This is a genomic window from Pseudomonas sp. GW823-FHT02C02 (assembly GCF_058797635.1).
Window position 1 is genome coordinate 37,854 of sequence record NZ_JBXAJV010000026.1, and the last position, 18,350, is coordinate 56,203.

The 18,350-nt window shown below is 60.5% G+C and carries 14 protein-coding genes; 3 read left to right on the forward strand and 11 right to left on the reverse strand.

Features of this window, described 5'->3' with window-relative positions:
- Nucleotides 1-37 precede the first annotated feature (37 nt).
- The 5 genes from AC1ROI_RS31625 to AC1ROI_RS31645 all read right to left on the reverse strand — a co-directional run bounded on the left by AC1ROI_RS31625 (nt 38) and on the right by AC1ROI_RS31645 (nt 7,084).
- A complete protein-coding gene (locus AC1ROI_RS31625) occupies nt 38-2,464 on the reverse strand; it encodes a TonB-dependent siderophore receptor (RefSeq protein WP_102593748.1) in 2,427 nt (808 codons plus the stop codon).
- A 247-nt stretch (nt 2,465-2,711) separates the two neighbouring features.
- A complete protein-coding gene (locus tag AC1ROI_RS31630; protein ID WP_102593749.1) occupies nt 2,712-3,683 on the reverse strand; it encodes a FecR domain-containing protein in 972 nt (323 codons plus the stop codon).
- Nucleotides 3,680-4,198 carry an RNA polymerase sigma factor gene (locus AC1ROI_RS31635; RefSeq protein ID WP_010467082.1) on the reverse strand — a complete coding sequence of 173 codons (519 nt, stop codon included), beginning with the start codon at nt 4,196-4,198 and terminating at the stop codon, nt 3,680-3,682. Before AC1ROI_RS31635 ends, AC1ROI_RS31630 begins: the two co-directional genes overlap by 4 nt.
- 241 nt (nt 4,199-4,439) lie before the next feature.
- Nucleotides 4,440-5,147 carry a 3'-5' exonuclease gene (locus AC1ROI_RS31640; protein WP_010467084.1) on the reverse strand — a complete coding sequence of 236 codons (708 nt, stop codon included), beginning with the start codon at nt 5,145-5,147 and terminating at the stop codon, nt 4,440-4,442.
- The gene (locus tag AC1ROI_RS31645; RefSeq protein ID WP_042932509.1) at nt 5,144-7,084 is read right to left on the reverse strand and encodes a putative nucleotidyltransferase substrate binding domain-containing protein; all 1,941 of its coding nucleotides are present in this window, start codon (nt 7,082-7,084) and stop codon (nt 5,144-5,146) included. Before AC1ROI_RS31645 ends, AC1ROI_RS31640 begins: the two co-directional genes overlap by 4 nt.
- A gap of 252 nt (nt 7,085-7,336) precedes the next feature.
- Here AC1ROI_RS31645 and AC1ROI_RS31650 point away from each other — a divergent pair, with 252 nt between their 5' ends.
- Entirely contained in the window at nt 7,337-7,798 is a 462-nt protein-coding gene (locus AC1ROI_RS31650; RefSeq protein ID WP_102593750.1) for a response regulator, read from the forward strand.
- A 58-nt stretch (nt 7,799-7,856) separates the two neighbouring features.
- On the opposite strand, the gene AC1ROI_RS31655 is transcribed toward AC1ROI_RS31650, so the two are convergent.
- Complete coding sequence (locus AC1ROI_RS31655; RefSeq protein ID WP_102593751.1) at nt 7,857-10,034, reverse strand: malate synthase G; 2,178 nt, start codon at nt 10,032-10,034, stop codon at nt 7,857-7,859.
- Between the two features lie 535 nt (nt 10,035-10,569).
- On the opposite strand from AC1ROI_RS31655, the gene AC1ROI_RS31660 reads away from it, so the two are divergent.
- The gene (locus tag AC1ROI_RS31660) at nt 10,570-11,088 is read left to right on the forward strand and encodes a glycine cleavage system transcriptional repressor (RefSeq protein ID WP_010467092.1); all 519 of its coding nucleotides are present in this window, start codon (nt 10,570-10,572) and stop codon (nt 11,086-11,088) included.
- Nucleotides 11,089-11,303: 215 nt separating this feature from the next.
- On the opposite strand, the gene rarD is transcribed toward AC1ROI_RS31660, so the two are convergent.
- From rarD to AC1ROI_RS31685, 5 genes are all read right to left on the reverse strand, one after another.
- Nucleotides 11,304-12,191, reverse strand: a complete 888-nt coding sequence (gene rarD / locus AC1ROI_RS31665) for an EamA family transporter RarD (RefSeq protein WP_010467094.1) — start codon at nt 12,189-12,191, stop codon at nt 11,304-11,306.
- Between the two features lie 163 nt (nt 12,192-12,354).
- Nucleotides 12,355-13,329, reverse strand: coding sequence for a serine/threonine protein kinase (locus tag AC1ROI_RS31670; protein ID WP_077747291.1), 975 nt, complete (start codon nt 13,327-13,329; stop codon nt 12,355-12,357).
- A 182-nt stretch (nt 13,330-13,511) separates the two neighbouring features.
- Nucleotides 13,512-15,413, reverse strand: coding sequence for a PhoX family protein (locus AC1ROI_RS31675; RefSeq protein WP_077747292.1), 1,902 nt, complete (start codon nt 15,411-15,413; stop codon nt 13,512-13,514).
- A 57-nt stretch (nt 15,414-15,470) separates the two neighbouring features.
- Nucleotides 15,471-16,235 carry a TOBE domain-containing protein gene (locus AC1ROI_RS31680; RefSeq protein WP_083375621.1) on the reverse strand — a complete coding sequence of 255 codons (765 nt, stop codon included), beginning with the start codon at nt 16,233-16,235 and terminating at the stop codon, nt 15,471-15,473.
- Between the two features lie 187 nt (nt 16,236-16,422).
- Nucleotides 16,423-17,163 (reverse strand): ComF family protein, encoded by a 741-nt coding sequence (locus AC1ROI_RS31685; RefSeq protein ID WP_102595102.1) that lies wholly within the window; start codon nt 17,161-17,163, stop codon nt 16,423-16,425.
- Between the two features lie 90 nt (nt 17,164-17,253).
- On the opposite strand from AC1ROI_RS31685, the gene bioB reads away from it, so the two are divergent.
- Nucleotides 17,254-18,309, forward strand: coding sequence for a biotin synthase BioB (gene bioB, locus AC1ROI_RS31690; protein ID WP_010467114.1), 1,056 nt, complete (start codon nt 17,254-17,256; stop codon nt 18,307-18,309).
- The last annotated feature ends 41 nt before the right edge of the window (nt 18,310-18,350 follow it).

Sequence of the window (18,350 nt, forward strand, 5' to 3'; positions counted from 1 at the left end):
AAGGACGGCTTGGTCTTGGAGCGTTCAGCTCAGGCATTTACCACTTGTAAGTTGCACTGGCGACGACACTGCGCTGGTCGCCGTAGTAGCAGTAGAAACTGTCACAGGTGGAGATGTAGTCCTTGTCCAGCAGGTTGGTCGCGTTCAGTGCCAGGGACGCGCCTTTCAGGCTGTTGTCCAGGCGGCCGAGGTCGTAATGGACCGCCGCGTCGAACACGGTGTAGGCGTCGGCCTTGCCCAGCCAGGTGTTGCCCTGATCGCCGTAGGTGTTGCCGGTGTAGCGAGCGCCGGCGCCAATGCCGAAGCCATCCAGTACGCCGGCGTGCCAGGTGTAATCGGCCCACAGCGAAGCCTGTTGGTTGGGCATCAATTGCAGACGATTGCCCTTGTAGTCGCCTTTCTGCACTTCGGATTTGGCCAAGGTGTAGGCCGCGATGATTTTCAGGTTTTCGGTGACGTCGGATACCGCTTCCAGCTCCAGGCCCCTGACCTTCACTTCGCCAGTCTGGCTGGTGATCGGTGTGGCGCCGACGGTGGTGGTGACCGAGACGTTTTTCTGGGTCAGGTCATACACCGCTGCGCTGAGCAGGGTGTTGCTGCCCGGTGGCTGGTACTTGATGCCCAATTCCCACTGCTTGCCTTCGGTCGGCTTGAACGATTCGGTGCTGGAGGCTGATGCGCCAGTGGTGGGCTGGAAGGATTCGGCGTACGACAAGTACGGCACGAAGCCCGAATCAAACACATAGCTGATTGCCGCGTTGCCGCTGAAGTTCTTGTCACGCTGGGTGTTGGTGGCATCGCCCTTGTTGAAAAACTCGGTGCTGGTGTGGACCCAATCCTCACGTCCGCCGACGGTCAGGCGCCATTGGTCGAGGGCCATTTGATCCTGCACGTACAGGCCGGTCTGGTAGGTCTTCTGGTTGTAGTCGTAGAACGCGGTGGAGCGCGGTGGACGAACGATGGGCTGGCCATAGATCGGGTTGTTGACGTTGGTGGTCAGCCCGTCGCCGAAAATCGAGGTGTAGTTGGTGTTGCTGCGCTGGTGGTCGAGGCCCAGCAGCAGGGTGTGACGGACATCGCCGGTGGCGAAGTCGGTCTGGAAATTGTTATCCACGGCGAACTGGCTGATGTCTTCATCGACGATGGTGCTGGTGCGCCCGACGTTGCCTTCGTTATCCACCTGGGTGAACGGATACGAGCCGACAGTGAGCCCCTGGAACGACAGATCGGATTTGGTGTAACGCAGGTTCTGCTTGAACTGCCAGACGTCGTTCAAGCGATGTTCGAACGCATAGCCCAGAGCGTAGTAGGTGCGGTCGTAGTATTCCCAGTCCGGGTCGCCGAGATTCTTATGATGGGAAACCTTGCCGAACGGCATGTCGATCTTGGTGCCCTGCACCGGCAGGAACTGGCTGGTGATGCCGGTATCGTCGCGGGTGAATTGCGTGAGCAGGGTGAAGCGGGTGTCTTCGTCGATGTTCCAGGTCAGGCTTGGCGCGATGTTGTAGCGCTTGTTGTCGACGTGGTCGATCTGCGTGCCGCTGTCGCGCACCACGCCGCTCAGGCTATAGAGGAACTGGCCTTCGTCATCAATTTTGCCGGTGCTGGCGAAGTTGATCTGGCGCTGGTTGTCGCTGCCGTATTGCAGCTGGATCTCGTGGCTGTCTTCAGCGCTTGGACGGCGGCTGACCATGTCCAGCAAGCCACCCGGCGGGGTCTGGCCGTAGACCGACGACGCCGGGCCGCGCAGCAGGGCGAGGCGATCGAGGTTCCAGGTTTCCTGTTTCGGGTTGGCGTAGGTGCCTTTCGGCAGCGGCAGGCCATCGAGGAACTGGGTCGGCTCAAAGCCCCGGACCCGCAGCCAGTCGGCACGGGTGTCGCTGCCGTAGCTGCTGGCGACGATGCCGGGCATGTAGCGCACGGCGTCATCGAGGTTCTGCACATTGCGATCTTCCATTTGCTGGCGAGTGGCGACCGATATCGAGCGCGGCGCTTCGACCAGCGCGGTGTCGGTCTTGCTGCCGGCGGCGGTGCGCGTGGCGAGGTAGCCTTCCACCGGGCCCCAGGCGCTTTCAGTGTTTTGGACACCGATGACGGCGGTTTCCGGCAGGGCCAGCGTGCCCTCGGGGATGGCGGCCAGGCTGTAGGTGCCGGCGTTGCTTTGTTCCAGTTGCAGACCGGTGCCGCGCAAGGCTTCACGCAAGGCGCTGGCGGCGTCGTACTGGCCCTTGACCGGCGCTGAGGTCTTGCCCGCGGCCAGCGAAGGGTTCAACGACAGCGCGAGGCCCGCTTGGCTGGCGATCTGGTTCAGCGTGCTGGCCAATGGCGCGGCCGGCAGGTTGTAGGCGCGAACGCTGGACGCCTGTTCAGCGGCAATCAGCTGACTGCTGGCCAGCGGGGCGCAAAGGGCAATGGCGATGGCCAGCAAGCTGGGGCGCAACAAGGTGTCTAGCGAACGGGACATACAGCGGCTCCTGAATGGAAATATTTCTCAATTGCCTAGGTGCCGAATGAGAATCCCAAAGTGATAGGGCTGGATGAAAATAATTTCGATTCAGTAAGTGAGGGGCTGAGTCTAGATGTGTGCTGTTGTTGACGGCCTCTTCGCGGGCAAGCCTCGCTCCTACGGGTTTTGTGTCGACCTGTGGAGCGATGACATCCTGTAGGAGCGAGGCTTGCCCGCGAAGGCGGCCGATCAGACGCAACACCCCTCAGGGCTTGGCTTCGGCCTTCGCCACCGTCACCCACCACGGCGTGTGCTGTTCGATCTGCACGGGCAAGGTCGGCAGCAGCGCGCTTAGCGCCTTGTCGGTGTCGTGCAGGGGGAAGCTACCGGTGATCCGCAGGTCAGCCACCTCCGGCGCAACGCCCAAATGCCCCCGTCGATATCGACCGAGTTCGTGCACCAGGTCTTCCAGTCGTGTGTTGTCCACCACCAGCATGCCGCGGGTCCAGGCATCGGCGCCGAGGTTCAGCGCGACGATTGGGCCCAGGCCATTGCTGCGCATCAGCACTTGCTGGCCTTCATGCAGGATCTGCTCTTCAGGGCTCGACTGCGGGTGGGCGGCCACCGCGGACTGCAACACGCTCAGTCGCGTGCCGTCGTCCTCGCGCTTGACCAGGAACCGCGTACCCAGCGCGCGCAGGCTGCCTTCACGGGTTTCGACGATAAACGGTCGAGCGTCGCCATGACCGGTTTCGACGAGAATTTCCCCTTCCTGAAGGATGATCAGCCGCTGCTTTTCGTCAAAACGCACGTCCACCGCGCTGTGGGTGTTGAGGTTGATCAGCGTGCCGTCGCTCAGGCGCAGGGTGCGCTGCTCGCCGGTGGCGGTGCGCTGGTCGGCCAGCCAATAGTCGATGGGCAAATGACGATCACCGACGAACAGCGCCAAGCCGATTACTGCGACGACGCTGGCCAGGCCACTGCCGAGCTTGCGCACCCGTCGGCGAATGCTTTCGCGCGATTGCAATAACGCCGTGCGCGCCGGGCCGCTGGCGACGCTGAAACGCTGGTCGAGCATGCCCAGTTGGCGCCAGGCCCGCGCGTGTTCCTCGTGGGCGGCGTGCCATTTGGTGAACTCTTCGCGCTCCACCGGGCTGCCGGAATCCAGGGACAATTGCCAGGCAATCGCGGCATCCAGCACCTGCGCTGATACCGGTTTGGAGCTGACCGGGTTCATACCGGCTCACCGTACAGCGCGATGTAGCACTGACGAATGCCTTGGGCCAGGTATTGGCGAACCCGAGGCACTGACACGCCCAGACGCTCGGCGATTTGCGCATGGCCGAGGCCGTCGAGGCGGTTATAGAGAAACGCCGCCCGGGCCTTGCTGGAAAGCTTGCCAAGCAGGCGGTCGATGTTTTTCAGGTCTTCGAGGATCAGCTGCTGTTCTTCCACCGACGGTTGTTCGCCTTCGGGGATCAGCATCAATTCGGTGAGGTAGGCCTGTTCCAGCGCTGCGCGACGGAAATAATCGAACAGCAAGCCCTTGGCGATCGCCACCAGAAACGCCCGCGGTTCACGAGGCTCCTTCAGCTCATCACGGCCGAGCAGGCGCATGAAGGTGTCCTGACTCAGGTCTTCGGCCCGTTGCGGGCAGGCCACATTGCGTCGCAGCCAGGCCAATAGCCAACCGCGATGGTCGCGATACAACGCACCAACGAGCTCACTTTGGGGGCTTTGGACTGACGACACGCAGCATCACCGATTGGGAAATGTTAACTAACGAGAATTGTTCGCGATTGTGGCAGAGGCGGGGGAGGTAAGCAATTGGCCACTGGTCAGGTGGTTTTTGATGGGGAGTCTTCAGGTGGACCGCGTTGTCGTGCTTCGCGGGCAAGCCTCGCGCCTACAGGATGTCGTCGTTCCACAGATCGACACAAAACCTGTAGGCGCGAGGCTTGCCCGCGAAGGCGTCAGAACAGGCGCCGCAGATTTAGAAGGACGGCGCCCGCTGCCGGCGTTTCCACTGACTCACCCGCTGCTGCAAATTCAACGGGCTATGAATCTGCTGCTGCCGCGCCCGGCTGAACAGAATCAACGCCAGCTCCGCGGTGGCCAACGCATCGGCGCTGGCGTTGTGGCGTTCGAAGACTTCCAGCTTGAACCAGTCGATCCAGTCATCGAGCCCGGCATCGCGAATGTGCGCCTGAGGACACAGCAACGGTGCGATGTCCGCCACATCCAGAAACGTATTCTGCAATTTGTAGCCCAGATGCTCTTTCAGCGAACGCCCCAGCATGTGTTGATCGAACGGCGCATGAAACGCCAGCACCGGGCTGTCTCTGACGAACTCCATAAATTCGACCAGTGCCTGAGCCGGATCGCTGCCAGCGGCAATCGCGCTAGGCCCCAGACCATGAATCAATACGCTGGGCCCTACCTTCATATCCGCGCATTGCAGCGTGCGTTCGAACTGCTGGCTGAAATCGATCGCTCCGTCTTCGATCACCACCGCGCCGATGGACAACACCCGGTCCTTGTTCAGGTTCAGCCCGGTGGTTTCCAGGTCGAGCACCACCCAGCGCTGCTCGCGCAGGCTGCATTCGCTCAGATCGGCCGCCGAGGGTAAGCGTTGCAGACGTAGCTGGAGTTCAGCGGTCAGGCTTGGGCCCGCCGGACGCAGCCATGAAAACAGGCTCATAGCTGATACCGCAGGGCCAGGCTGCTTTGCAGGCGTTGAGCCTGGCGCAGGGATTCACGCAGGATCCGTCGGTCCAGATGATTGAGGCTGTCCGGATCGACCCGGTTGGAGTAGGGCAAGTTCTCCCGAGTCTGTAGCTGATGTTGCTGCATGCGGGTTTGCTGGATGAAGTGGTAGGCCTCTTCATACGCAGCGCCGTCGAGCCGTTCGATGACCTCTTTGGCCACCAGTTCGCGAAAGCGCTCCAGGGTATTGTTGGACTCGATGCCATGGGCCAGGGCCAGCAATCGGGCGCCATCGACGAAAGGCGTCAGCCCCTGGACCTTCAGATCCAGCGTGGCTTTCTCGCCATTCTTGCGCGCCAGCACGAACTCACGGAAACGCCCGACCGGAGGGCGGTTGCGCAAGGCGTTCTCGGCCATCATCCGCTGGAACAACCGGTTGTCATTCACCTGATCGAGAATTCCCCGACGCAGCTGCTCGCAACCTTGTTCGTCGCCCCAGACCACCCGCAGGTCGAAATAAATGCTCGATCCCAGCAGGTTCTCCGGCGTCGCCTCACGAATAAACGCCGCAAAACGCCGCGCCCATTCGGCCCGGGACAAACACAGTTCGGGGTTGCCGGCCATGATGTTGCCCTTGCACAGCGTGAAGCCGCAGAGTGCCAGGCTCTGGTTGATCTGCTGGGCAATCGGCAGCAATTTGCCGCGAATTTCGGCGGCATGCGCCGCGTCCCGGGCTTCGAAAAGAATGCCGTTGTCCTGATCGGTGTGCAGCGTCTGTTCGCGGCGGCCTTCGCTGCCGAAGCACAGCCAGCTGAATGGAATCCCAGGGTCGCCTTTTTCGGCGAGGGTCAGTTCGATCACCCGGCACACGGTGTGATCGTTGAGCAAGGTAATGATGTGGGTGATCTGGGTCGAGGAGGCACCGTGCGCCAGCATGCGTTCGACCAGTTGGCCGATCTCGCCGCGCAGCGCCACCAGGTTTTCCACTTTCTGGGCGCTGCGAATAGTCCGCGCCAAATGGACGAGGTCCACCCGTTGCAGGGAAAACAGGTCGCGCTCGGACACCACGCCGCACAGACGATGGTCCTTCACCAGGCAGACGTGGGCGATGTGCCGTTCGGTCATGGCGATCGCCGCATCGAAGGCGCTGTGGTCCGGCGACAGGAAAAACGGCGCCTGGGTCATGTGGCGTTCGATCGCTTCGTTGAAGTCGTCAGTGCCGTCGGCCACCACATGGCGCAGGTCGCGCAGGGTAAAAATGCCCAGCGGGGCTTTGCGCTCGTCGACAATCACGATGCTGCCGACCTGTTGCTCATGCATCAGGGTCACGGCTTCACGCAATGGCGTGGCGGGGCTGCAAGTCACCGGATGGCGCATGGCCAATTCGCCCAGTCGCGTGTTCAGCGAATATTGAGTACCGAGGGTTTCCACGGCTTTTTGCTGGACTTGCTGATTGACCTGATCCAGCAGGCTGCTGACACCGCGCAGGGCGAAGTCGCGAAACGTGGTGGAAAGGGCGAACAACTTGATGAACGCCAGCTTGTTGAGCTGAAGGCAAAAGGTGTCTTCGGCCGCCAGGTGTTCGGTGCGGGTAGCACGCTCGCCCAGCAGCGCGGCGAGGGGGAAACACTCGCCGGTGGTGATTTCGAAGGTGGTTTCGGTGCCGCCCTTGGCCGTATGCGGGCGCTCACCCACAACCCGTCCTTGTTTGACGATATAGAAATGCTCAACCGGCCCGTCGGCCGGTTTGATGATGCTTTCGCCGGGCGCATAAAAACGCAGCTGACATTGTTCAACCAGGTACGCCAGGTGCGCGTGTTCCATTTGATTGAAGGGCGGGAATCGCTGAAGGAATTGCAAAGTGCCCTGGATGTTCTGCAACACCGCGGTTTTCCCTGCCTGTGTAAAGGCGTCCTCTCTACTCATAACCATTACCGCAGTCTTTTTTGAATTGTTGTCGGATGACTACCCCCATGGTCGGCTCGTACATGCAGGGTGCCCATTGGACGTAAGTCTAGGTCGGGGCGTGCAGGCTTCGGAAGTTAAGAAATGTCTGACGCAAATGCAGGAAAAACCTCCTACATTGGCTATAGGAAAAGTTTCCGACGAAGTGCACATTGAAGGTCTACTTAGCGATGTCTGACGAAAGTGCTAGGGGATTGAATTGAAAACGTAGAGAAAGCCATGTCCGACCACGATATTTTGAGTGATGCCGAGCGCGAGGCGCTGAGTGCCGTCATGCTCGAACCCGATTTACCGGCGCAGCGGGTGCTGATCGTTGACGACGATAAAGACTCGCGTGAGCTGTTGTCGGAGATTCTTGCGTTGGACGGTATTCGTTGCATGACCGCCGCCAGTGGCGAAACTGCACTCAAAATGGTGATCGAAAAACCAACGATTGGCCTGGTGATCACTGATTTGCGAATGGGGCACATCGATGGCCTGGACCTGATCCGCCAGGTGCGAGAGTCAGTCCGGGCGGCGATGCCGTTCATCATCGTTTCCGGCGACGCCGACGTGAAAGACGCAATCGCCGCAATGCATCTGAGCGTGGTCGACTTCCTGCTCAAACCTGTCGATACCGGCAGGTTGTTGGAGCTGGTCAAACATGAGTTGGGAATAATGGATGAGCAAACACCGACTTGATAAAAAAAGGCCCTGATCTTTCGATCAGGGCCTTTTTTTGTCCGGCGTCAGTGCTCAGTTACAGGCCATTGGCAGCCTTGAACTCGCGGCGACGACGGTGCAGGACCGGCTCGGTGTAGCCGTTTGGCTGCTTTGTGCCTTCAACCACCAGTTCGACCGCCGCCTGGAAGGCGATGTTGCTGTCGAAGTTCGGTGCCAGCGGACGATACAGCGCGTCGTTGGCGTTCTGGCGGTCAACCACCGGCGCCATGCGCTTGAGGCTTTCCATGACCTGGTCATGTGTGACGATGCCATGACGCAGCCAGTTGGCGATGTGCTGGCTGGAAATCCGCAGCGTCGCACGGTCTTCCATCAGGCCGATGTCGTTGATGTCCGGCACCTTCGAGCAACCCACGCCCTGATCGATCCAGCGCACCACGTAACCGAGAATGCCCTGGGCGTTGTTGTCCAGTTCGTTCTTGATCTGTTCCGCAGTCCACTGCGGGTTCACCGCCAGCGGGATGGTCAGGATGTCGTCAACCGACGCGCGGGCACGTTTGGCCAGCTCGGCCTGACGGGCGAACACGTCGACCTTGTGGTAATGCAGCGCGTGCAACGCAGCGGCAGTCGGCGATGGAACCCAGGCGGTGTTGGCGCCGGCCAGCGGGTGAGCGATTTTCTGTTCGAGCATCGCCGCCATCAGGTCGGGCATCGCCCACATGCCTTTACCGATCTGGGCGCGACCTTGCAGGCCGGTGCTCAAACCGATATCGACGTTCCAGTTCTCGTAGGCGCCGATCCACTTCTCGGCCTTCATGTCCGCCTTGCGCACCATCGGGCCGGCTTCCATGGAGGTGTGGATTTCGTCACCCGTGCGGTCGAGGAAACCGGTGTTGATGAACACCACGCGCTCGCTCGCAGCTTTGATGCAGGCCTTGAGGTTGACCGTGGTGCGGCGCTCCTCGTCCATGATCCCGACTTTCAGCGTGTTGCGCGGCAGACCGAGGACTTCTTCGATGCGACCGAACAGCTCGTTGGTGAACGCGGCTTCTTCCGGGCCGTGCATTTTCGGCTTCACGATATAGACCGAACCGGTGCGGCTGTTCTTGCGCGAGTTGTTGCCGTTGAGGCTGTGGATCGCTGCCAGACTGGTGATCAAGCCGTCGAGAATGCCTTCCGGCACTTCGTTGCCATCTTTGTCGATGATCGCATCGATGGTCATCAGGTGACCGACGTTGCGCACGAACAACAGCGAACGACCGTGCAGGCTCAGTTCCTTACCGTCGACACCGGTGTAGGTGCGATCAGCGTTCATGGTGCGGGTAAAGGTCTGACCGCCTTTGGAGACTTCTTCCGACAGGTCGCCCTTCATCAGGCCGAGCCAGTTGCGGTAGATCACCACTTTGTCATCGGCATCGACAGCGGCGACGGAGTCTTCGCAGTCCATGATGGTGGTCAGCGCAGCTTCCATCAGGATGTCTTTGATACCGGCAGCGTCGGTCTGGCCGACCGGGGTGCTGGCATCGACCTGGATTTCGAAGTGCAGGCCGTTGTTTTTCAGCAGGATTGCAGTCGGTGCGGCTGTATCGCCGTGGAAACCGATCAGCTGTGCATCGTTGCGCAGGCCGGTGTTGCTGCCGCCTTTGAGGGCGACGACCAGTTTGCCGTCAACGATCTTGTAGCCGGTGGAATCGACGTGAGTGCCGGCCGCCAGGGGCGCGGCTTCGTCGAGGAAGGCTCGGGCGAAGGCGATGACCTTGTCGCCGCGAACCTTGTTGTAGCCTTTGCCTTTCTCCGCGCCGTCAGCTTCGCTGATGGCATCGGTGCCGTAGAGCGCGTCATACAGCGAACCCCAACGGGCGTTCGAGGCATTGAGCGCGAAACGGGCATTCATCACCGGAACCACAAGCTGTGGACCGGCCATGCGGGCGATTTCGTCATCGACGTTTTGCGTCGTTGCCTGGAAATCAGCCGCTTCTGGCAGCAGATAACCGATGTCTTGCAAGAAGGCTTTATAGGCCACAGCGTCGTGTGGTTGACCGGCACGGGATTGGTGCCAGCCATCGATACGAGCCTGGAAATCATCGCGTTTGGCGAGTAGGGCTTTGTTCTTCGGCGCCAGGTCATGGATGACCTTGTCGGCACCGGCCCAGAACTTATCGGCGGTGAGGCCGGTACCGGGAATGGCTTCGTTGTTCACGAAGTCGAACAGGACTTTGGCGACCTGCAGGCCACCGACTTGAACGTGTTCAGTCATTGCTTGCCTCACTCTGCTCAGCTATTTCGCTTTTCAGCTCTTCAAATTAACAATGAAGCCTCTGGCTATTTAAACCACAAACCCCTTCCACCAGTACATGCCATTTCGGGCGGCTGGGATGGAACCGATCAACGGCTTTGAGGCCTTGCTGACAGGGCTATCAGGGCTGCGAGTGTGCCTGTGGCAGACATCGATCCAACGTTATGTAGTGCGCGCTGCGGCATACTACATGATGAATTGCGCTTGTGAAAATTAGACTAATTACGTCGTTCTGCGACCCCATGACGCATTGCGGTCACGTCGGGGCACGGGATGTTCTCAAAAAACTATTGGATTGTTCCAGTTAAATATAAAAACTTGTACACGATTTATTGTTCGCGATGTTCTTCGCGGCGCGCCTTTCGCGGGCAAGCCTCGCTCCTGCAGGGGGCGGCTCCTTCTAGGAGCGAGGCTTGCCCGGGAAGGCATTCGCCGATTCAACGCAGTAACAACCCTTGCCTATACTTCTTTCTCTATAACAAAAGAGGGCTGCGCCATGGACCACCTCGTACTCACTGTTTTCGCTCCGGACAAGCCAGGGCAGGTCGAGCGCATTGCCCAATGCATTGCCGAGCATGGCGGCAACTGGCTGGAGAGCCGCATGTCGCGCATGGCCGGGCAGTTCGCCGGGATTCTTCGGGTGGGCGTGCCGGCCGAGGCTTACGATGAGCTGGTCGATGCCCTGAAGGCGTTGTCCGCCCACGGTATTCGCGTGCTGATCGCCGAAAGCGGCATTGAGCAATCCTGCACCTGGAAACCGATTGCCATGGAGTTGGTGGGCAATGACCGCCCGGGGATTGTCCGTGACATCACTCGCCTGCTGAGTGAGCAAGGGGTGAGCCTGGAGCGTCTGGTGACCGAAGTGCGTCCGGCACCGATGAGCAGCGAGCCGTTGTTTCACGCCGAAGCGATCCTGGCGGTGCCGCTGACCTTATCGCTGGATGTCTTGCAGTCGCGCCTGGAAACCCTGGCCGACGATCTGATGGTGGAATTGGTGCTGCGCAGTGAACCCTGACCGGGTTATCCAAGTTAAACGTGCACCTGCCTGTGGATAACCTGTAGAGACAGCCCGCCAGCCCACGCCGGCCGGGCTTCTTCCAGATCTGATCAAAAAACCATCAGTTTCAACAAGTTGCGCACAAACGGCGGGGATCACGCTGTGGATAACCTTGGGAAGGATCACTGCAGGCCACGAAGGACGTGGCTCGCAGAGGTTTGTGTGTTTTTTGATCAGCTGCGGCGGCGAAGACTGATCACCGCATCGACGCTGTAAACCGCCAGACCTGCCCAGATAAAGATAAACGCGACCAGCGTGCTGGAAGACAAATGCTCGCCAAACAACAGCACGGCTTGCAACAGCACCAGCGTCGGCGCCAGGTACTGGAGGAAACCCAGCGTCGTGTAGGGCAGATGCCGTGCTGCGGCGTTGAAACACACCAGCGGCACCAGCGTTACTGGCCCGGCCGCGACCAGCCACCAGGCTTCGGATGTGGTCCAGAACTCGGGCTGAGCGCTTGTGGCCGTCTGATTGAACAGCAGCCAGGCAATGGCAATCGGCACCAGCATCCAGGTTTCCACCACCAGGCCGGGCAGCGCCTTGACGGGCGCTTGCTTGCGGATCAAACCGTAGAAGCCGAACGTCAGCGCCAACACCAGCGACACCCACGGCAAGCTGCCGACTTGCCACACCTGCTGCGCCACGCCGATGGCCGCCAGCCCCACCGCGATCCACTGCATCCGCCGCAGCCGCTCGCCGAGGATCAGCATCCCCAGCAGCACGTTGACCAGAGGGTTGATGTAGTAACCGAGACTGGCCTCAAGCATGCGCCCGTTGTTCACCGACCAGACGTAGGTCAGCCAGTTGGCCGCAATCAGCGTGCCGCTCAGGGCCAGGACCGCCAGGCGTTTCGGGTTATCCCGCAGTTCCTGCCACCATCCCGGGTGTTTCCAGACCATCAGCAACAAGCCGCCGAACAGCGCCGACCACAGTACACGGTGAATGATGATCTCCACGGCCGGCACGCTGGCGATGGCTTTGAAATAGATCGGGAACAGGCCCCAGATGATGTAGGCACTCAGGCCCAGGATGTACCCGCGACGCGGGTTGGCAGCTTGCATGCAGAATCCTTGCTTAGGCAGCTAACAAAGAGGGGATTGTATAGATGTGTTGTATTTTTTGTAGGAGCGAGGCTTGCCCGCGAAGAACGATATCGCGGTCTGCCTGAAATACCGCGTTATCGTTCTTCGCGGGCAAGCCTCGCTCCTACTGGGGATCTGGTTGTCAGAAGAGCTTCAACGGTTCTTCGTTGAGAGCAGATAATTGCTCGCGCAACGCCAACACCTGATCACCCCAATACCGTTCACTGCCAAACCACGGAAAGCTGTGCGGGAACGCCGGGTCGTCCCAGCGGCGGGCGAGCCAGGCGCTGTAGTGCATCAGGCGCAAGGCGCGCAGCGGTTCGATCAGCGCGAGTTCCCGTGGGTCGAAGTCGTGAAATTCGTTGTAGCCGTCCATCAGTTCCGACAGTTGAACGAGACATTCCTGGCGATCCCCCGCCAGCATCATCCAGATGTCCTGCACCGCCGGGCCCATGCGACAGTCGTCGAGGTCGACGATGTGGAACATTTCGTCGCGGCACATCATGTTGCCGGGGTGGCAATCGCCGTGCATGCGGATGTTCTTGTGCGGGGTGGCCTTGTAGACCTCTTCCACGCGCTTGAGCAGGTCGCGGGCCACGGACTCGTAGGCCGGCAGCAGGCTCTTGGGGACGAAATTGCCTTCGAGCAGGGTGGTCAGCGAATCGTGACCAAAGTTCTTCACGCCCAGCGCTTCACGGTGTTCGAACGGCTTGGTGGCGCCGACGGCGTGCAACCTGCCAAGCAACTGACCCAGTCGATACAGCTGATCAAGATTGCCCGGCTCCGGCGCACGGCCACCACGGCGGGGGAACAGGGTGAAACGAAACCCGGCGTGTTCATGCAGGCTGACGCCGTTGTGAATCATCGGCGCCACCACCGGCACGTCGCACTCGGCGAGTTCGAAAGTGAACTGGTGTTCTTCGAGAATCGCTTCGTTGGTCCAGCGTTGTGGGCGGTAGAACTTGGCGATCAGCGGCTCGGAGTCTTCGATGCCGACCTGATAGACGCGGTTCTCGTAGCTGTTGAGCGCCAGGATGCGTGCGTCGCTGAGAAAGCCGATGCTTTCGACGGCATCGAGCACGAGGTCTGGGGTGAGGGTTGCAAACGGGTGGGCCATGCTGACTCCTGCGCGCAGCAGGCTGCCGCGTCCGGCCAAGCATGGTAGCGCAGACGGGGCGTCTTTAGTGTTAAGGCTTGAGATGAGTGGTGTTGCCATCGCTAGCAGGCTAGCTCCCACAGGGGATTTGCGGTGTGTCGCAGATCCCGTGTGGGAGCTAGCCTGCTAGCGATGGGGCCCGATCAGGCGCCGACGATCCCGCCATCTTCACGCGTGATAGCCATCACCGAAGACCGCGGCTTGCCATTCGGCAGATGCTCCGGGAACGTCGAGCCCCCGTTCTCTCCAGGGTGCTGGATCCCGACAAACAACGTCTTCTGATCCGGCGAGAAGCTGATCCCCGTGACCTCGCAGCCAACCGGCCCGACCATGAACCGACGAATCTCCCCGGTCACCGGGTCGGCACACAGCATCTGGTTGTTGCCCATGCCGGCGAAGTCGCCTGCATTACTCGAATCGCCATCGGTGAGAATCCACAACCGCCCGGCCTTGTCGAAGCCCAGGCCATCCGGGCTGTTGAACATGTTCTGTGGCGTGATGTTCGACGAACCGCCCTTCGGCGTGCCAGCGTGGACGCCCGGGTTGCCGGCGACCACAAACAGGTCCCAGGCAAAGCTTTTGGAACCGTGATCGTCACGATCAGTGCGCCAGCGCAGAATCTGCCCGTAGACGTTCTTCTCGCGCGGGTTCGGCCCGCCCACCGGTTGGCCGTCCTCGCCACGCTTGGCGTTGTTGGTCAGCGTGCAATAGACCTGGCCATCCTTGGGGCTGACGACGATCCATTCCGGACGGTCCATGCGCGTGGCCTTCACCACGCTGGCCGCGAGGCGCGCGTGAATGAGCACTTCGGCCTGATCGGCAAAACCGCTGCTGGCGTCGATCCCGTTTTTACCGTGGGTCAGTTCGATCCATTCGCCCTGGCCTTTCGGATGATCGGCGTTGCTGTCGCCCGCATCGAAGCGCGCCACGTACAAGGTGCCGTGGTCCAGCAGGTCGCGGTTGGCCTTGGGGTTCTTGTGGTTGATTTTGTCGCGGCTGACGAACTTGTAGATGAACTCGCCGCGTTCGTCGTCGCCCATGTACACCACGGCGTGACCGTCATGGGTTTCAGCCAGCGCAGCGTTTTCATGTTTGAAGCGGCCCAGCGCAGTTCGTTTGACCGGCGTCGATTGCGGATCGAACGGGTCGATTTCCACGACCCAGCCGTGACGGTTGAGCTCGTTCGGATTTTTCGCCAGGTCGAACCGCTCATCGTGTTGATGCCAGTTGATCTCTTTGCTGGCCGCCACTGCGCCATAACGCTTCTGCGCGGCATCGAACTTCTGCTCGGCATTGCTGCTGCCGAAGCAATCGGTGAAGTTCTCTTCGCAGGTCAGGTATGTGCCCCACGGCGTCATGCCGTTGGCGCAGTTCTGGAAGGTGCCGAGGACATGCTTGCCCTGCGGGTCAGCGCTGGTTTTCACCAGTGCGTGGCCGGCAGCCGGGCCGCTGAGGCTGATCGGTGCGTTGCCGTGAATGCGTCGGTTGTAGCGCGAGCCCTGGACGAACGCCCATTGGCCGTTCTTGCGTTGCACTTCGATCACCGACACGCCTTCGCAGGCCAGTGCCTTGCGCACCTCTTCGGCCGATTGCGGCATGCCGCCGTGCGGGTAGAGGTAGCGATAGTTGGTGTATTCGTTGTTGATTGCCATCAGCGCCCGGTCTTTTTCCCCGGGAAATTCGAACAGGCTCATGCCGTCGTTGTTGTCACCGAACTGGACTTCCTGTTGCTCGGCGGTGCCGTTACCGCTCGGGTCAAATGCCGGACCGTTTTTTTGCAATGGCTGGCCCCAGCTGATCAGTACCGAAGACTTGTAGCCCGGCGGCAGGGTGATTGCGTCGCTGGTGGCGGCGGGGATGCTGTCAAAACCCAACAGTTTGCTGGAGCCTGCGCTGACACTCGCGGCCAATACGCTGCGGCTCAGCAGGTTGCCACCGAGGAACATGGCCGCACCGCAGAGGGCGCCGGCGCTGATGAAACCGCGACGGCTGAGGCCGACCATTTTCTCGAGGTCGGTGGACTGGTTTTCTTCTAATAGGCTCACATCAGGCTCCCTGCTGGTTTTGCAGCCACCTTAAAGAGCAATGATGAAACTTTTGTTTCAGAGCGGTGTGCCGAGCAAGACGTTGGACGGCGCGAACTGCACCCGCACCGGTTTGTCGGTGGCAAGCCCCTGGCTCCTCAGGTGCTGCGGCTCGGCCAGCGCGCAGAGTGTCTGGCCATTGGGCAGGCCGATGCGCACTTCGCTGGGGCCGTCTGGGGCGTCGAGTATTTCTTCGATGATGCCATTCAGAAAGTTGCTACCCGGTGTCGCTTGTTGATCGATGCCCAGTAACTCCAGCCAACCGGCCTTGATCAGGGCCACGACTTCGGTGCCGGTCTCCAGCTCCAGGCGCAAGGTGCTGTCGTGCGTGATCTGCGCATCGAGGGTCAAGCCTTCGGCCAGTTCAAGACGGACCCGATCGTTGTGCCCCTGGTTGTCGATCGCCACGACCTTGCCGTGCAATTGATTGCGCGCGCTGGTTCTGAGCATCAGCCGACCGAGCAGGTCCAGGTCGCTGGCATCTTCGGCGGCTTCCAACACCTGGGCCTGCAAGGCTTGCAGTTTTTGATAAAGGCGCAGCACTCGCTGGCCTTCACTTGAAAGTTTGGCGCCACCACCGCCCTTGCCGCCGACGCTGCGCTCCACGAGCGGTTTTTGCGCTAGGTTGTTCAGCTCATCGATAGCGTCCCACGCCGCCTTGTAACTCAGTCCCGCGCTTTTCGCGGCGCGGGTGATCGAGCCCTGTTCGGCAATATGTTGCAGCAACGCGATGCGCTGCGGGCGACGGACAATGTGCTGGGACAACAAGGTGGGCAAGGACATGGTGAGGCGCTTTGGGCTGTGGCGATGGGGAGGACGTTGGCGGCTGGAAGCCTGGGAGTCAAGTCAGCCCACGTCCTTGTGGGAGCGAGCTTGCTCGCGATGAGGCCATCACAGTCACCATTGATGTGTCTGATACACCGCCATCGCGAGCAGGCTCGCTCCCACAGGTTTTGCGCATGGCGTTACGTCAGGCTGCGTCCCCGGGTTTGGGCGTGCGGGCCAGGCAATAAACATCTACCCGAGCCGCGCCCGCGTCCATCAACAGGCGAGCCAGGGCCTGAGCCGTGGCACCGGTGGTCAGCACGTCGTCCACAATTGCCAGGTGCCGCCCTTTGACCGGCGCATCGGCCGTCAGGGCAAACGCATTGCGCAGGTTCTTTTTGCGAGCGTCGGCATTCAGGTCCTGTTGCGCGCTGGTGTCCTGAATCCTCAGCAGCAGTTGTTCATCGCAAGGGATGTCGAGGCTACTACTGAGCCAGTGGGCGAGCATCGCAGCCTGGTTGAAACCCCGTTGACGCAGGCGTTTTGCAGCCAGCGGAACGGGGACCAGAACGTCGGGCCGATCAAGGTCCTCATCGAAGCGATGTTGCAGGAACTGCGCGAGAAGTTCGCCGAGCAGGCGGCCAAACGGCCACTTGGCGCTGTGCTTGAAGCGCGTGATCAATGTGTCCACCGGAAAGCTGTACGTCCAGGGCGCGGCGACCCGCTCGAAAGCCGGCGGCAGTTTTAAACATGGGCCACACGTCAGGCCTGACGCAGGCAAGGGCAGCGCGCAGGTCTGGCAGTGATCGCCCAGCCAGGGCAGGTCGGTTTCACAGGCCATGCAGATCGGCCTGACGTCCTCGGTGGCTTCACTGCAGAGCAAACAGTGTTGGTTATTATTTAACCAGATGTAAACCGGTCCAACGTATCGTGGTTGACAGCGCATCACTCTTCCTTAAATATGCCGAACATCCGTGTCGCGTCTGTGGGTATTCCCTTCCCCAGTCGCTTGCCAAGCATAAACAAGGAAACGCCCATGAGCGCCAGCACCTCTGCCACCCTGCGTCATGACTGGTCTTTGGCCGAAGTCAAAGCACTCTTCGTTCAGCCATTCAACGACCTGTTGTTCCAGGCGCAAACGGTGCACCGCGCGCATTTCGACGCCAACCGCGTCCAGGTTTCCACCCTGCTGTCGATCAAGACCGGCGCCTGCCCGGAAGATTGCAAATATTGTCCGCAGTCCGGTCACTACAACACCGGCCTGGAAAAAGAAAAGCTGATGGAAGTGCAGAAGGTCCTCGAAGAGGCCGCTCGCGCCAAGGCCATCGGTTCGACCCGTTTCTGCATGGGCGCGGCGTGGAAACACCCGTCGGCCAAAGACATGCCTTACGTGCTGGAAATGGTCAAAGGCGTGAAAGCCATGGGACTGGAAACCTGCATGACCCTGGGTCGCCTGGATCAGGACCAGACCGTTGCGCTGGCCGACGCCGGCCTCGATTACTACAACCACAACCTCGACACCTCGCCGGAGTTCTACGGCAGCATCATCACCACCCGCACTTACAGCGAGCGCCTGCAAACCCTGGCTTACGTGCGTGAATCGGGGATGAAGATCTGCTCCGGCGGCATCCTCGGCATGGGCGAGTCCCTCGATGACCGCGCCAATCTGCTGATCCAGCTGGCCAACCTGCCCGAGCATCCAGAGTCGGTGCCAATCAACATGCTGGTGAAAGTCGCCGGTACGCCGCTGGAAAATGCCGAGGACATCGACCCGTTCGACTTCATCCGCATGCTCGCCGTCGCGCGCATCCTGATGCCGCAATCCCACGTGCGTCTGTCCGCTGGCCGCGAAGCGATGAACGAGCAGATGCAGGCCCTGGCGTTCTTCGCCGGTGCCAACTCGATTTTCTACGGCGAAAAACTGCTGACCACCGCCAACCCGCAGGCCGACAAGGACATGCAACTGTTCTCGCGCCTGGGGATCCTGCCGGAAGCGCGCGAAGAGCACGCGGACGAAGTGCATCAGGCCGCGATCGAACAAGCGTTGGTTGAGCAGAAGAGCAGCGAGCAGTTCTATAACGCGGCTGTTTGACGCTCCACTGATCCTTCTGAAGGAATGCAAAACCCTGTAGG